We start from the raw sequence: 15261 nt of genomic DNA on the forward strand, positions 1-15261 counted from the left end.
TTCATGCCGGATGCGCTACGCCTGTCATCACCCCGCAAACTGCCTGAACAGCGCCTTACCCTTAACCAGTCGCGCCCCCAGCCAGCCGCCGAAAAGTGACAGCAGCAGCGCACCGCTGCACGGCAGCACAATCCACAATCGCCAGTCTGGCTCCCACGGGAAATCAAACACTTTCGATTGCAGTACTGCCAGCGCCGTTTCCGCGCCGATTGCAGCCACTAGTCCAGAAACAAACCCGAGCATGGCGAACTCACACCACAATGTCGTGCGCAGCAGTTTTTTGCCCGCACCTAGTGTGCGCCACACCACCAGCTCCTGATGGCGCTGACGCATTCCCACCTGCACCTGCGCCAGTAACAGCAACATACCGCAGGCGGTGACCAGCACTACCATCACTTCCAGCGCCCGACTTACCTGCTCCAGCACTTGGCCGACCTGTTTTAAAATCGCGCCAATGTCTAACAGGCTAATGGTCGGGAACTGGCGGTTGAGTTGCGTCAACATACCGTTGCCATTCTCCCAGCGGAAACTGGTTAGCCAGCTCTGCGGCTGCCCGTCTAATGCCCCTTCCGGGAAAATAAAATAGAAATTAGGCCGCAGACTTTCCCAGTCCACTTTGCGCAGGCTGGTTACTTTGGCGCGAAACTCCTGGGTATCGCCCATAAAAGTCACGGTATCGCCGAGGGCAACGTTTAAGCGTTTCGCCAGCCCCTCTTCCATCGACACTTCATCAGCTTTTGGCGGCCAGTTACCGGCGACAATCGGGTTATGATCGGGCCGCGTATTTTGCCAGGTGAGGTTGAGTTCGCGGTTGAGCGCCTCATCTTCATTGCCTTCTGTCGGCTTGCCGTTAATCGCCGTCAGCCGCGCCCGCACCACCGGATAAAACGATTCCGGGACTATTTGATGTTCCGCGAGGAACGCTTTTAGCGGCATAACCTGTTCTGTGGCGATGTTGATTAAAAAGTAGTTCGGGCTTTCTGGCGGTAACTGCTGCTGCCAGCGGTCGAGCAGATCGCCACGCAACACCAGCAGCAGTGCCAGCAGCATAAAGGAGAGCGAAAAGGCCGAAAGCTGGCTTAACGTCGCCCACGGCTGGCGTAACAGGCGGCTGACCGCCAGACGCAAAGGTAGCGATTTCAGCGTCAGGCGGCGAAGTACATTAAGCAACATCCAGCCCAGCACACCGCACAGCAATGCCAGTACTACCGCGCCCGCCAGCACCGCCCAGAGCAACATACTGCCGCCCATCAGTCCGGCGAGCAGCAGCACAACCACCACAGTGACAATCGGCAGATAAAACTTCAGCGGCCAGACGTTCGCTACCACATCATTACGTAATACGCGTAAAGGCTGCGTTGCCAGCAACAGGTGGTACGGTCGCAGCCCCACCAGTAGCGAGATGACCGTCATGGTGCCGAGCGCCCACAGCCACGGCCAGAAGCTGGCAGGTGGTAGTGCGGCAGGCAGAACGGGCTTGAGCAGTACCATCAACACGTTTTCGAACAACAGACCTATCGCCCCACCGGTAACGGCTGAAAGCACCAGCACCATTAACCACTGGCCGACAATCAGCTTACGCAGTTGCGCTCGCCCTGCCCCCAGCGTTTTGAGGATCGCCACCAGGTCGTAGCGACTGCGACAGTAATGATTCATCGCCACCGCGACCGCCGCCACCGCCAGCAGCAAGGTCAGCAGCGCCGAAAGCAGCAGGAACTGTTGCGAGCGTTCCATCGAACGCCCCAGAGCGCCTTCGTCCTGTTCCAGCCCGTACCAGCGTTGTTCAGGTTTAAGCTGGGGTAACAGCCATTTCTCATAGCCGTCGAGCTGGTTCTCGTTGCCGCCGAATTTATAGCGCCAGGTGACCCGACTTCCCGGCTGCACGGCTCCGGTTTTATCGACATCCGCCAGATTCATCATCAGACGCGGAGCCATCTGGAAGGGGTTAAAACCGGAATCCGGTTCCTGAATCACTTCTCCGGCAATCCGCAAGGTGGCATCGCCCACGTCAATGGTGTCGCCCGTTTTCAGGTTAAGCAGTGCCATCAGGCGTGGGGCCAGCAATACGCTGCCCGCCTGCGGTTTCAGGCCAGGGGGATTAGTTTGCAGATCGCCATACATCGGGTAGATATCATCCACCGCTTTGACGTTCGCCAGCTGCGGTGTATCGCCTGCAAATGTCATGGTGGCGAAAGTCAGCTGCTTGCCGACTTTCAGGCCGCGCTTTTGCGCTTCCTCCAGCCACGCTTGCGGCACTTCGCGCGAACTGCGCAACGCCCGATCGCCCGCCATAAACTCACGGCTTTGCTGGCTTAAACCTTTCTCCATGCGATCGCTGATATTGCCCAGCGCCAGCACGCAGGCCACCGCCAGGCTTAGCGCCAGCCAGACAATTAATAGCGACGGCGAGCGCCATTCGCGCCAGAACCAACGTGCAATCATGCTTCCTCCTGCAACTGCCCGTTCACCAGCCGTAAGCAGCGGTCGCAGCGTGCCGCCAGTTGCAGGTCGTGGGTCACCATAATCAACGTGGTGCCATGTTCACGGTTGAGGGAAAACAGCAGGTCGGCAATTTTATCGCCCGTCTGGCGGTCAAGGTTGCCGGTGGGTTCGTCGGCAAACAGCACATCAGGTCGACCGTTAAAGGCTCGTGCCAGCGCCACTCGTTGCTGTTCACCGCCGGAAAGCTGTGCCGGAAGATGATCAAGACGTTTGCCCAGCCCTAACTGTTCGAGCAACGCTTTCGCTCCGTTACGACTTTCCGCGCTAGTCTCACCGCGCAGCAGCGCCGGAAGCTCGACGTTTTCCAGCGGATTAAGAGTAGGGATTAACATAAATGACTGAAAAACAAAACCGACGTGCTTCGCGCGTAACTTTGCCCGCGCTTCTTCGTCCATATTATGTAGCGGTTGTCCCACCAGACTCACTTCGCCACTGCTGCCGTCATCCAGCCCGGCGAGGATCGCCAGCAAGGTTGACTTACCCGATCCCGACTCGCCCACCAGCGCGATGGTCTCGCCACGTTTGACAACCAGCTCAACTCCGGTGAGGATGGAGAGTTCATGCTCCCCCTGACCGACGGACTTCTTAAGATGATGAACTTCAACAATGTTTTCCGCTGGTATTTGCCCTTCCTGTTCCTGGTTCTGTTAACCTTCCGTGCCGCCGCAGCGGACACGTTATTGATTCTGGGTGATAGCCTGAGCGCCGGGTATCGAATGTCTGCCAGCGCGGCCTGGCCTGCCTTGTTGAATGATAAGTGGCAGAGTAAAACGTCGGTAGTTAATGCCAGCATCAGCGGCGACACCTCGCAACAAGGGCTGGCGCGCCTTCCGGCTTTGCTGAAGCAGCATCAGCCGCGCTGGGTGCTGGTTGAACTGGGCGGCAATGATGGATTGCGTGGTTTTCAGCCACAGCAAACCGAGCAAACGCTGCGCCAGATTTTGCAGGATGTCAAAGCCGCCAACGCTGAACCATTGTTAATGCAAATACGTCTGCCTGCAAACTATGGTCGCCGTTATAATGAAGCCTTTAGCGCCATTTACCCCAAACTCGCGAAAGAGTTTGATGTTCCGCTGCTGCCTTTTTTTATGGAAGAGGTCTACCTCAAGCCACAATGGATGCAGGATGACGGTATTCATCCCAACCGCGACGCCCAGCCGTTTATTGCCGACTGGATGGCAAAGCAGTTGCAGCCTTTAGTAAATCATGACTCATAAAGCAACGGAGATCCTGACAGGTAAAGTTATGCAAAAATCGGTCTTAATTACCGGATGTTCCAGTGGAATTGGTCTGGAAAGCGCGCTCGAATTAAAACGCCAGGGTTTTCATGTGCTGGCAGGTTGCCGGAAGCCGGATGATGTTGAGCGTATGAACAGCATGGGATTCACCGGCGTGTTGATCGATCTGGATTCGCCAGAAAGTGTTGATCGCGCAGCCGACGAAGTGATCGCCCTGACCGATAATTGTCTGTATGGGATCTTTAACAATGCCGGATTCGGCATGTATGGCCCCCTTTCCACCATCAGCCGCGCGCAGATGGAACAGCAGTTTTCCGCCAACTTTTTCGGCGCACACCAGCTCACCATGCGCCTGTTACCCGCGATGTTACCGCACGGTGAAGGACGTATTGTGATGACCTCATCGGTGATGGGATTAATCTCCACGCCGGGTCGTGGCGCTTACGCGTCCAGTAAATATGCGCTGGAGGCGTGGTCAGATGCACTGCGCATGGAGCTGCGCCACAGCGGAATTAAAGTCAGCCTCATTGAGCCGGGGCCTATTCGTACTCGCTTTACCGACAACGTCAACCAGACGCAAAGTGATAAACCGGTCGAAAACCCCGGCATTGCTGCCCGCTTTACGTTGGAGCCTGAAGCGGTGGTCGCCAAAGTGCGCCATGCTTTTATTAGCGAGAAGCCGAAGATGCGCTATCCGGTAACGCTGGTGACCTGGGCGGTAATGGTGCTCAAGCGCCTGCTGCCGGGGCGCGTGATGGACAAAATATTGCAGGGGTGAGTTGAAGCGCGCGCTTAAGCCCCCATGTCAAAGAAAATATCGACAACAGAGAGCGACTCCATGTCCGTAGAAAATATTGTCAACATTAACGAATCTAACCTGCAACAGGTTCTTGAACAGTCGATGACCACTCCGGTGCTGTTCTATTTTTGGTCTGAACGTAGCCAGCACTGTTTGCAGTTAACCCCGATCCTGGAAAGCCTCGCGGCGCAGTACAACGGGCAATTTATTCTGGCGAAGCTGGACTGTGACGCTGAGCAGATGATTGCTTCTCAGTTTGGTCTGCGCGCGATTCCGACCGTTTATCTGTTCCAGAACGGGCAACCGGTAGACGGCTTCCAGGGGCCGCAACCGGAAGAGGCGATCCGCGCTCTGCTGGATAAAGTGCTGCCGCGCGAAGAAGAGCTGAAAGCGCAGCAGGCGATGCAGCTGATGCAGGAAGGCAATTACACCGACGCCCTGCCATTGCTGAAAGACGCCTGGCAGTTGTCGAATCAGAACGGGGAGATCGGTATGCTGCTGGCAGAAACGCTGATTGCGCTGAACCGTTCTGAAGATGCAGAAGCGGTGCTGAAAACCATTCCGTTGCAGGATCAGGACACCCGCTACCAGGGGCTGGTGGCGCAAATCGAACTGCTGAAGCAGGCGGCTGATACGCCGGAAATTCAACAGTTGCAACAGCAGGTGGCGGAGAATCCAGAAGATGCCGCACTGGCGACGCAACTGGCTCTGCAACTGCACCAGGTTGGGCGCAATGAAGAGGCGCTGGAGTTACTGTTTGGGCATCTGCGTAAAGATCTCACCGCCGCTGACGGTCAGACACGTAAAACGTTCCAGGAAATCCTCGCTGCGCTGGGTACGGGTGATGCGCTGGCGTCGAAGTATCGCCGCCAGTTGTATGCGTTGTTGTATTGATATTCGGTTGAGATGCGATGCTGCTTAGATTCGTAGGCATGATAAGACGTGCCAGCGTCGCATCAGGCATCCGAGCATAACCGCCGGATGCGGCGTGAACGCCTTATCCGGCCTACAAAACCGTGCAAATTCAATATATTGCAGGCTCCTTGTAGGCATGATAAGACGCGCCAGCACCGCATTATTTCTTCTTCAATTGCGTCACCACCAACTGGTGGCGCGAATTGTAAAACTTACGATAGGTTAAATAGCAGGCAATAATGGTCGACAAGCTGGCGGTTGAGAGCAGCATAAAGGTCACCATAATCTGATATTTAATCGCCTTCACCGGATCAATCCCGGCAAATATCAACCCGGACATCATTCCCGGTAAACTCACTAATCCAACCGTTTTTGCTGAATCGACCGTCGGAATTAAAGCCGCGCGAATACTGTCGCGTATTAATATCGCTGAAGCCTGTTTCGGCGTCGCGCCAAGACTCAGTTTCTCCTGAATCTGTTGCTGTTCGCTAATGACCCGTTGCCCTAAATTGTTGTAACACAACCCCACCGCTACCATGGCGTTACCGGCTATCATCCCGGCGATAGGGATCACCTGCATCGGGATAAATTCAATCGACCCTGAGAGAATCAGCACCGCCAGGGTAATTCCCGCCCCGACCGTAATGGCAATAAACGATGAGATAAAAGCTTTAGCAATATATTTACTGCGTTTTTGCGCGTTCCACGCCGCATTAAAGCAGATAAATAACACCATCAATAATGTCAGGCTGGCATCATCCACGCTGAAAATATACTTCAGCACATAGCCGACAATAATCAGCTGAATTATCGCTCGCCCGACGCTCCAGAGAATATCTTTCTCCAGCGCCAGTTTTTCTTTATGGCTAATTAAGATTGCCACCACCACCAGCATTAATGCCAGTGCTAATGATTCGTTAGTAATATTATGCGAGTTCATAGCGTGCTTCCTGCATTTCTCCGGCATGCGGTTGCAGTGTAATCACTTTATCCGCATGAGTAATTTCGTCTTTATCGTGTGTTACCCACAGCACGGCAATATTTTGCTCGCGCACATAACGGTGGATCATCTCATTGACGTTATGTTTATTACTTTCATCCAGTGCACTGGTAATTTCATCCAGCAATAATACCTTTGGCATAAATTGCAGATTACGAATCAATGAGATGCGTTGTTTTTCACCACCAGACAGTTCGGCGATATTTTTCGTCAAAATGGTGTCCGGCAAGGCGAAGCGTTCGAGGAAATCGAGAAAAATAGCCGGATCAGGCTGTTGGTTACGGATCTGCCAGGGAAAAATCAGGTTATCGTATACCGTGTCGCCAAACAGCGTTGGCGTCTGGGCGCAGTAAGAAACTTGCTGGCGGTAGGTTTCTGGCTTTAGTGTGCTGACATCCTCACCTTCAAACAGTAATGCTCCGCTGGTTGGGCTGATTAATGAAGCAACAATTTTCAGCAGCGTACTTTTGCCACAACCGGAAGGACCGGTAATTAACTTAAATTCGCCAGCACGCAGCGAAAAACTGATGTTATTAAGAATCTTCGCATCACCCGCCAGATATCCTACGTTTTGTAGCTGAAGCAAAGGACTATTTTCCTGCATCGCTGTTCCCTTTATCTCATTTTTAATAAAAACAGTTTATCCTCCACAAGAATAAGGGGGAACTCCCTTTCAGTAATCAGGTATAATTTGTTTAATCAAGCAGCAACTTTGCTCATTATGGACGGTACAACAGGAGGTTTTTCCGATGCTTATCTTTATCCCGATTCTCATTTTTGTCGCGCTGGTGATTGTCGGCGCAGGCGTCAAAATCGTGCCGCAGGGCTATCAGTGGACGGTAGAACGTTTTGGTCGCTATACCAAAACGCTACAACCGGGGCTAAGTCTGGTGGTGCCGTTTATGGATCGCATTGGTCGCAAGATCAATATGATGGAGCAAGTGCTCGATATCCCTTCCCAGGAAGTTATCTCGAAAGATAACGCCAACGTGACCATCGACGCAGTCTGTTTTATTCAGGTGATTGATGCCCCGCGCGCCGCTTATGAAGTCAGCAATCTGGAGCTGGCAATCATCAACCTGACCATGACCAACATCCGTACCGTGCTTGGCTCAATGGAACTGGACGAAATGCTCTCCCAGCGAGACAGCATTAACTCGCGCCTGCTGCATATTGTCGATGAAGCCACCAACCCGTGGGGGATTAAAGTCACCCGTATTGAAATTCGCGACGTGCGCCCGCCGGCAGAGCTTATCTCTTCGATGAACGCGCAGATGAAAGCGGAACGTACCAAACGCGCTTACATCCTTGAGGCGGAAGGGATCCGTCAGGCGGAAATCCTCAAAGCCGAAGGTGAAAAACAGTCGCAAATCCTGAAAGCGGAAGGCGAACGTCAGTCGGCGTTTTTACAGGCTGAAGCGCGTGAACGTTCCGCCGAAGCGGAAGCTCGCGCGACCCAAATGGTGTCTGAAGCCATCGCCTCCGGTGATATTCAGGCAGTGAACTATTTCGTGGCGCAGAAATACACCGAAGCGTTGCAACAGATCGGTTCGTCCAGTAACAGCAAAGTGGTGATGATGCCATTAGACGCCAGCAGCCTGATGGGGTCGATTGCCGGGATTGCCGAACTGGTGAAAGACAGCGCCAACGAGCGAAATAAATCATGATCGAGCTGCTGGTAGTACACCCGCATATTTTCTGGCTGAGTCTCGGCGGTTTATTGCTGGCTGCCGAGATGCTGGGCGGAAACGGTTATCTGTTGTGGAGCGGTGTCGCGGCAGTGATTACTGGCCTGGTGGTCTGGCTGCTGCCGCTGGGGTGGGAATGGCAAGGGGTGATGTTTGCTATCCTGACGCTGCTCGCTGCCTGGCTATGGTGGAAATGGTTGTCGCGGCGGGTACGCGAACAAAAGCACAGCGACAGCCATTTAAACCAGCGTGGCCAGCAGTTGATTGGCAGACGATTTGTGCTGGAATCACCGTTAGTCAACGGACGCGGTCATATGCGCGTCGGCGACAGTTCATGGCCGGTCAGCGCCAGCGAAGATCTCGGCGCAGGTACGCATGTTGAGGTGATTGCGATAGAAGGGATAACGCTGATCATCCGTGCGGTCATCGCCTGATGCGACGCTGACGCGTCTTATCAAGCCTACAAAACTAGCCAGTCTGTGCCTGAATTGTAGGCCGGATAAGGCGTTCTCGCCGCATCCGGCAATTATGCACGAATGCCTGATACGATACTGACGCGTTTTATCATGCCAACAAGTCTGTGCCCGAATCCGCCATGTAATCTGGCATTGGTAATTTACTCTTCCCGGCCTTTATTCATACTTTTCTGGTCTTCATCCGGATAATGTTTTTTTAAATATTCCAGGACGTTTTTATTGACCTTATGTTGGGTATACACCCACCCTTTCCAGTAATCGGGCTGATCCAGGTAAACTTCTGGCGGAATGGTGAAATCAGAAAGCGTTAACCATTCGGCTAACAAATCGGGGTTTCTCTTCTGGATCAACTGCAACAGCATGATCAGCGACATGGCAGAGGCAGGAGCCGTACTATCGCCGCTTAAATACTTCCACACCGTGGAGCGATTCGAACGAAAAAGGATAGGGAGTAGCGCCCTGTCCAGATTCATTTCATTAAAAATCTTCTCAAATTCATTCATTTAATTTTCCTGCCTGGCGCAAACCTCTTAAAAATTGAGATTTATCAAAGAAACGCATTCTAGCACACATCAGGAACCGCTTCACGTTTAGTCCAGAAACAGCATTTATTTCGCTTATCAAAACAAGTCTTTACGATTTCTTACAGGGAAATGGCACAAAATGATTTTCCATTTTATTTCTAATGGAAACTTTTTTAGTTTCTATTAAGTGGTGTTTACGCTTACATCGTAAAAAACACGCTTTACATCACACAAATGCCAGCGTAGATTTCGATAAATACGAAACGCATAACATTTCTTATAACAACAATTAATGTTGCTATAAGAAACACAAATGCGACTTACTTTGATTGAGAAAAAATGAATGAAAACTGTAAAGATGTCTTTACTGGCCGTCGTTATTGCTACTGCTGTAAGTCCATCCGCATTTGCGGGTGATACGATTGAGGCGGCGGCGACAGAACAGACCCAGGCAGACCGCGATGCGGCACAGGATACAGCCATCCAGAATGCGCAAACCACCGCTAACACAGCAGTGTCGACCGCCAATGAAGCGCACCAGGCCATTACGTCAGCACAAACCGAGATTGACGCCAGCAAAGCGGCTATTCATAAAAATACTGACGACATTATCGAACAGAAGAACATTCTTAGAGCTCAACAAGACCAAATTAACGATACGCAAAAAACAGTTGCAGCTACCGGTGATGTTCAGACCGCCGCCCGTTATCAAAGCATGGTAAACGCCCGTCAGGACGCTGCGGATAACGCACAGCAGCAACAAGCCGAAGCTCAACAAACGCAGATTACCGAACAGCAAAAGCAAATCGAAGCTACACAAAAAACGGTTGCTGCTACCGGTGATGTTCAGACAGCCGTCCGTTATCAAAGCATGGTTAATGCCCGTCAGGCTGCCGCCGACAATGCGCAGCAATCACAAGCCGAAGCCCAGCAAACGCAGATTGCGGAACAACAGGCACAGCTCGAAGCCACACAAAAAACGGTCGCAGCTACCGGTGATGTTCAGACCGCCACCCGTTATCAGGGAATGGTCAACGCTAAACTGGCTGCGGAAAATGAAGCCAGCACGCGCGCTTCTGCGGAACAAGGGAAAAAAATTGACGCTCTTTCTTCTACCATGACGACGGTATCTCAAAGTGTTGCTACCGAGAACCACACAAAAGAACTGGAAGAAATTCATGGCGATATAACAAAAACCAACACTGCGGTAAGTAAGCTGGCGGCACAACAACAGATAGATAGCGTTCATTACGGTGAACAAATTCAAAACCTGGTGCAGGATTCCACCGACACACATCAGCAGTTATCAACCACTCAAAAACGAGTAGCGGATAACAGCCAACAAATTAATACGCTCAATAACCATTTCAGCTCACTGAAAAACGAAGTTGAAGACAACCGTAAAGATGCCAATGCGGGGATCGCGTCAGCTATTGCCATTGCCTCACAGCCGCAGGTGAAAACCGGTGATTTAATGATGGTGTCTGCGGGCGCAGGAACGTTTAATGGTGAATCAGCGGTATCTGTCGGCACGTCTTTTAATGCCGGGATCCACACAGTAATTAAAGCTGGAGTTTCTGCGGATACGCAATCTGATTTCGGTGCTGGTGTCGGTGTGGGATATTCGTTCTAAAATTTTACCAGACACCTTATAAATACCAATAAAAAACAGAACTATTGAATAAATTAGAGCAAGGACGTTTGCCTAATATCACCTCTTCATTAATTCTCATATTATTTAAGGTTAACAATGATGAATAGCACCATTAAATCGATTTCCCTGCTGGCGTTAATCATGCTGGCTGGTTGTAGCTCTCCCGCGTCTCGCATTGCAGATTGCCAGGCGCAAGGCGTATCTCATGACACCTGTTATCTTGCCGAACAACAGCGTCAGGCGGCTATTTTAAGTGCATCCGAAGCGCAGGCATTTAAAAATGCAGAAGCCGCACAACATGCCCAGGCGACAAAGAAAGCCATTTATAAAGGATTTGGCATGACCTTTAGAATGAGCAGTAAGAACTTTGCTTATCTCAATGATTCATTATGTGCGATTGATGAAGATAATGCCGATGCCACAGTTTATCAGTCGGGTCTGTATAACGTGATTGTTTATCATCACACAGGAAAAGTCGCATTAATGAAGGAAGGCCAGTTTGTAGGCTATTTAAAATGAAGGATGAAAAGAAAATATCCCTGACACATATTTTGATTATCGGCGCCTTTATTTTTGCTTTCTTGCAAGTGGTATTATTAGCCTCCCTGGTTCATGCGGTAAATGTTAACAATGAAATCCAGGAAGGCTTATTTCAGTCTGGGCGCATTATGGTAGAAAGTTTGCAGCACATTCTTTCTGTGCAAACGGGAATTAACTGATTTTTCACCCCGCCCGATGATGACAGCAGCCGGAGAGATTTTCGATAATCGGGCAGTCGGCGCTGTCATCGCCGGGGCAGGCATTCGCCAGCTCCAGTAACTGGTCGCGCATGGATTGCAGTTCTTCGATATGTCGCTCGATCTCCGCCACCTTCTCCAGCGTGCGCCGTTTTACATCAGCACTGTGGCGCTGCGGGTCGTTAAACAGATTCACCAGTTCGCCGCTCTCTTCCAGGTTAAAGCCCACCTGGCGCGCCTGGCGCAGTAAGGTCAGTTCGTTGAGATGCTGCTGCGTGTAGGTGCGATAACCGTTTTCGCTGCGCATCGGCGGTGTCACCAGCCCCTTCTCTTCATAGAAGCGAATGGCTTTGCTGGTCAGGCCGGTAATTTTTGCTACATCGCTAATGTTCATCGTTCGCGCAACGCCTCCTGTGCTTTGTTAAAGGGTTTCAACAGATAATCCAGCACGCTCTTTTTGCCGGTGCGGATATCGACCGTCGCCACCATGCCGGGAAATATCGGAAACTGCTGTTTGCTTTTATTTTCCAGATGATTACTGAAAGTGCGAATGTACACCCGATAGTAATAAACATCGCGCCGCACTTCATCCTGCACGGTGTCCGGTGATATCACCGCCACTTCCCCCGGCAAACCACCGTAGATGGAGTAATCGTAAGCGGTAATTTTCACCAGCGATTTTTGCCCCGGATGGATAAACGCCACATCGCGCGGGGAGATTTTTGCCTCAATCAGCAGTTGCTCATCCAGCGGCACGATGGTCATCAGTTTACCACCGGGGGCAATGACGCCGCCAACCGTGGTGACATCAATATCCTGAACAATGCCACGCACTGGCGCAGTAAAGTTGAGCCTGGTGAGGGAGTCTTCACGCCCACGGATCACCGAACGCTGGGTTTCCACTTCCGCATTGGCTTTCGCTAACTCTTCCCGCGCCTGTACGTAGTATTGCGTGCGCACGTCGCTAAGTTTGTTTTCCAGTTCATTGGCCTGGCGTTGCAGGCGCAGCACTTCGACGCTGCTCGCAGCCCCTTGTTTCACCAGCGGCTGGGTCATCGCCAGTTCACGGTTGACCAGGCTAATCCCCTGCGTCAGCCCGGTGGTGGCTTTGTTCAACCCGTCGCGGCGAGTGTTGTACAACGCCGTTTCCGACTCGATAAGTTCGGGGAATTTATTCAGTTCGTCAGGGAAGACCAGCGGTTTATTGCTCACTTCTGCCCGCAGCCGCGCCGAGGTTGCCAGCGCCGCGTACAGGCGCGACATCGCTTCCTGAACGTCGGATTCCGTTTTGGTGCGGTTAAGCTGCGCCAGCGGCTGACCCTGTTCAACAATATCGCCAACCTTCACGTCGAGATGATACAAAATCCCGCCTTCCAGCGACTGCACCACCTGTTCACGCCCGGAAGGTTCTACCGTGCCGCTGCCGGTGGTCACTTCATCAAGCTGGAAGTACCACGCCCAGCCGAGAAAACAGAGTAACATTACGGCAGTCACGCGCACTGCCAGTGCCGAACGCGGCAGGCGAGGTTCAGTCAGGCCACGGTTGTATTGCAGTTGTCCGTTCATGCGCCAGCCCTCTTATTCTTCTCCTGCAACACCACGCGTCGCGCCGTGGGTTCGCCCTGTTCACGCAAAATAGTCTCTTTCGCGCCGTCCATCACAATGCGCCCCTGATCCATCACAATGATGCGGTCCACCAGTTGCAACATCGCCGTGCGGTGAGTGGCGATAATCAGCGTGCGATGCCCAATCCACTGTTTCAGTTGTTCGATTAAATGCGCTTCCGCCATTTCATCCAGCGAGGCGCTGGGTTCGTCGAGCAGGACGATATTGGGTTGAGAGATGAGTAGCCGCGCCAGTAGCAGCGTTTGCCGCTGACCGCCGGAAAGGCCAAATCCCCCTTCCTGAATCATGTAGTTGAGGCCGTTTTTCTGCTTCTGCACAAAGGGCAGCGCCCCGCTGAGGATTAATGCGCGCTCGATATCTTCATCGCTGGCCTCTGGCATCCCCATGGTGAGGTTTTCCCGCAGCGAACCGAAAAACAGTCGCCCGGTCTGGCTGAGCAGCCCCATGTCGCGGCGCAGATCCGCCGGATCAAGCTGCCCGATGCTGATGTTATCCAGCAGCACCTGCCCCTGCTGGGCGATACGCATTCCGGCGAGCATTTGCAGCAGCGTTGATTTACCCGCGCCGTTGCGCCCGAGAATGGCGATTTTCTCTCCGGCCTGAATGTTGAGTTTGCCAATCGCCACATCGGCAATCTTCTCTTCTTCGTCGTAATAAAACACCGCGTTGCTGAACTGATAATTGCCGTGCAGACCCGCTTTATGCACCAGTTTGCCGTGCTCCGGCTGATCCACCGGGCGCTTCATCAGTTCATCAAGACCGTTACGCGCCACTTTCGCCTGCTGCCAGCGCGAGAGCACGCCGGAAATCTGCGACAGCGGCGCAATGGTGCGCGAAGCGAGAATCGTGGTCCCGACCAGCGCACCGGTGGTCATGTCGCCGTTCATCACCATAAAGCAGCCCACCAGCAGCACCACCACGTAGACGATGGATTGCACTTCCTGCGTCCAGGTGAGCAGCAGCCCGGTGAGAAAACGTTGCTTCATGCTGATGGAGGACGCCACGTCGTTGGTGTGATTCCACTGATTCTGGAAACGCTGTTCGGCGCGCAGCAGTTTAATGTCTTCAATCGACTGCACGGCTTCCACAAGCGTCGCGTTGCGTACCGCCGACTCGCGCATCCCTTCGTTCGCCAGCCGCGCCAGCGGGCGTTGCACCAGCAGGCCGGGGATCACTAATAACGGCAGCGCCAGCAGGACAACCAGCACCAGCCAGCCGCCGATCATCCACAGAATAAAGACAAACAGCAGGAAGAACGGCAGGTCCGCCACCGCGCCGATGGTGGTGGAAGTAATAAGCTCCCGCACCGATTCCAGCTCGCGGATCTGCGAGATAAACGAGCCGGTGGATTTCGAACGCACGTTATTTTTCAGCCGTAATGCATGACCAAAAACGCGATCCGAAATGCGTAAATCCGCCCGTTTACCAATCACATCGGAAAGATGTGTGCGCACCATGCGCATACAGAACTCAAACAGGATCGCCATCATCACCCCGGCGAACAGCACCCACAGCGTCGGGTAGGACTGCGCCGGAACCACGCGATCGTAAACCTGCATTGAGAAAATCATCGCCGCCAGCGCCAGCACGTTCGCCACCAGCGAGGCCAGCATAATATCGCCGTAGCGCCGCCAGTCTTTCAGCGAGAGATTCCAGAACCAGTTCGCCTGATACGGGCGAATGTAGTCATCTACGCGCGCATCAGGGATGGCGCTAAGCGGGCGCAGCAGCGCCAGTTCGAGGATGTTATCTTCAACATCCTCGACGTTAAGCGTGGTTTCCAGCCCTTCGTCACCGCTGAACTGAATGCTGATATTGTCGTGGTTATCGCGGCGGGTGATCACCCCAACCTGTTGATTATCAAATACCGCGATTAGCGGCAGCCGCCACGGGTTGAGCGAGTCGGCAGAGAACTCGACCAGCCGCAGCCCCATCCCCAACTGCCGCGCCATGTCGGTAAGTAACTCTTCCCGCTTGCTGTCGCGCTCCCAGTTGACAGTTGCGCGCACGTTCTCCTGAGAAAAATCGAGGCGATAATAGCGTGCCACGGCGATCATCGCCTCCAGCCAGGCTTCCACGGACTGGGCATTTTTTTTCATTAT

16 protein-coding genes are annotated in these 15261 nt (G+C 52.8%); 8 read left to right on the top strand and 8 right to left on the bottom strand.

The features are described 5' to 3' along the window. Positions 1-27 precede the first annotated feature (27 nt). Positions 28-2442 (bottom strand): putative ABC transporter permease subunit YbbP, encoded by a 2415-nt coding sequence (gene ybbP, locus HEN21_RS03025; protein ID WP_176251643.1) that lies wholly within the window; start codon positions 2440-2442, stop codon positions 28-30. Continuing rightward, positions 2439-3125, bottom strand: coding sequence for a putative ABC transporter ATP-binding protein YbbA (ybbA, locus tag HEN21_RS03030; protein ID WP_176251685.1), 687 nt, complete (start codon positions 3123-3125; stop codon positions 2439-2441). The genes ybbP and ybbA overlap by 4 nt, the downstream gene beginning before the upstream one ends. Between ybbA and tesA the strand changes: the two genes are divergently transcribed. From tesA to cnoX, 3 genes are read left to right on the top strand one after another with little or no spacing between them, the layout of a single operon-like run. Continuing rightward, complete coding sequence (gene tesA / locus HEN21_RS03035) at positions 3096-3719, top strand: multifunctional acyl-CoA thioesterase I/protease I/lysophospholipase L1 (RefSeq protein WP_176251684.1); 624 nt, start codon at positions 3096-3098, stop codon at positions 3717-3719. The two genes, ybbA and tesA, sit on opposite strands and share 30 nt — an antisense overlap. Beyond that, positions 3709-4518, top strand: a complete 810-nt coding sequence (ybbO, locus tag HEN21_RS03040; RefSeq protein WP_176251644.1) for an NADP(+)-dependent aldehyde reductase — start codon at positions 3709-3711, stop codon at positions 4516-4518. Before tesA ends, ybbO begins: the two co-directional genes overlap by 11 nt. Before the next feature lie 60 nt (positions 4519-4578). Continuing rightward, positions 4579-5433, top strand: coding sequence for a chaperedoxin (gene cnoX / locus HEN21_RS03045; protein WP_105284686.1), 855 nt, complete (start codon positions 4579-4581; stop codon positions 5431-5433). Positions 5434-5614: 181 nt separating this feature from the next. Here cnoX and fetB read toward each other — a convergent pair whose 3' ends face one another. Both fetB and fetA read right to left on the bottom strand, forming a co-directional pair. Continuing rightward, positions 5615-6394: an iron efflux ABC transporter permease subunit FetB gene (gene fetB / locus HEN21_RS03050; protein ID WP_001295323.1), complete on the bottom strand. Its 780-nt coding sequence runs from the start codon at positions 6392-6394 to the stop codon at positions 5615-5617. Then, positions 6381-7058: an iron efflux ABC transporter ATP-binding subunit FetA gene (fetA, locus tag HEN21_RS03055; RefSeq protein ID WP_176251645.1), complete on the bottom strand. Its 678-nt coding sequence runs from the start codon at positions 7056-7058 to the stop codon at positions 6381-6383. The genes fetB and fetA overlap by 14 nt, the downstream gene beginning before the upstream one ends. Before the next feature lie 145 nt (positions 7059-7203). Between fetA and HEN21_RS03060 the strand changes: the two genes are divergently transcribed. Together HEN21_RS03060 and HEN21_RS03065 are read left to right on the top strand one after the other, a co-directional pair. Further along, entirely contained in the window at positions 7204-8121 is a 918-nt protein-coding gene (locus HEN21_RS03060) for an SPFH domain-containing protein (protein ID WP_000904498.1), read from the top strand. Continuing rightward, on the top strand, positions 8118-8576 hold the full coding sequence (locus HEN21_RS03065) for an NfeD family protein (protein WP_176251646.1): 459 nt from the start codon (positions 8118-8120) through the stop codon (positions 8574-8576). Before HEN21_RS03060 ends, HEN21_RS03065 begins: the two co-directional genes overlap by 4 nt. A gap of 182 nt (positions 8577-8758) precedes the next feature. Here the strand turns inward: HEN21_RS03065 and HEN21_RS03070 are convergent, their stop codons facing one another. Further along, positions 8759-9121 carry a hypothetical protein gene (locus HEN21_RS03070; RefSeq protein WP_176251647.1) on the bottom strand — a complete coding sequence of 121 codons (363 nt, stop codon included), beginning with the start codon at positions 9119-9121 and terminating at the stop codon, positions 8759-8761. Positions 9122-9485: 364 nt separating this feature from the next. On the opposite strand from HEN21_RS03070, the gene HEN21_RS03075 reads away from it, so the two are divergent. From HEN21_RS03075 to HEN21_RS03085, 3 genes are all read left to right on the top strand, one after another. After that, positions 9486-10775, top strand: a complete 1290-nt coding sequence (locus tag HEN21_RS03075) for a YadA-like family protein (RefSeq protein WP_176251648.1) — start codon at positions 9486-9488, stop codon at positions 10773-10775. Positions 10776-10892: 117 nt separating this feature from the next. Beyond that, entirely contained in the window at positions 10893-11315 is a 423-nt protein-coding gene (locus HEN21_RS03080; protein WP_016231612.1) for a hypothetical protein, read from the top strand. After that, positions 11312-11515 (top strand): hypothetical protein, encoded by a 204-nt coding sequence (locus HEN21_RS03085; RefSeq protein WP_000650965.1) that lies wholly within the window; start codon positions 11312-11314, stop codon positions 11513-11515. Before HEN21_RS03080 ends, HEN21_RS03085 begins: the two co-directional genes overlap by 4 nt. Positions 11516-11519: 4 nt before the next feature. Here HEN21_RS03085 and cueR read toward each other — a convergent pair whose 3' ends face one another. From cueR to HEN21_RS03100, 3 genes are read right to left on the bottom strand one after another with little or no spacing between them, the layout of a single operon-like run. Beyond that, positions 11520-11927 carry a Cu(I)-responsive transcriptional regulator gene (gene cueR, locus HEN21_RS03090; RefSeq protein ID WP_001026750.1) on the bottom strand — a complete coding sequence of 136 codons (408 nt, stop codon included), beginning with the start codon at positions 11925-11927 and terminating at the stop codon, positions 11520-11522. Continuing rightward, on the bottom strand, positions 11924-13099 hold the full coding sequence (locus tag HEN21_RS03095; protein WP_001014327.1) for an HlyD family type I secretion periplasmic adaptor subunit: 1176 nt from the start codon (positions 13097-13099) through the stop codon (positions 11924-11926). The genes cueR and HEN21_RS03095 overlap by 4 nt, the downstream gene beginning before the upstream one ends. Further along, positions 13096-15258, bottom strand: coding sequence for a type I secretion system permease/ATPase (locus tag HEN21_RS03100; RefSeq protein ID WP_176251649.1), 2163 nt, complete (start codon positions 15256-15258; stop codon positions 13096-13098). Before HEN21_RS03100 ends, HEN21_RS03095 begins: the two co-directional genes overlap by 4 nt. Positions 15259-15261: the final 3 nt, after the last annotated feature.

It is taken from the genome of Escherichia sp. 93.1518, assembly GCF_013368915.2.
Classification (GTDB): Bacteria; Pseudomonadota; Gammaproteobacteria; order Enterobacterales; family Enterobacteriaceae; genus Escherichia; species Escherichia ruysiae.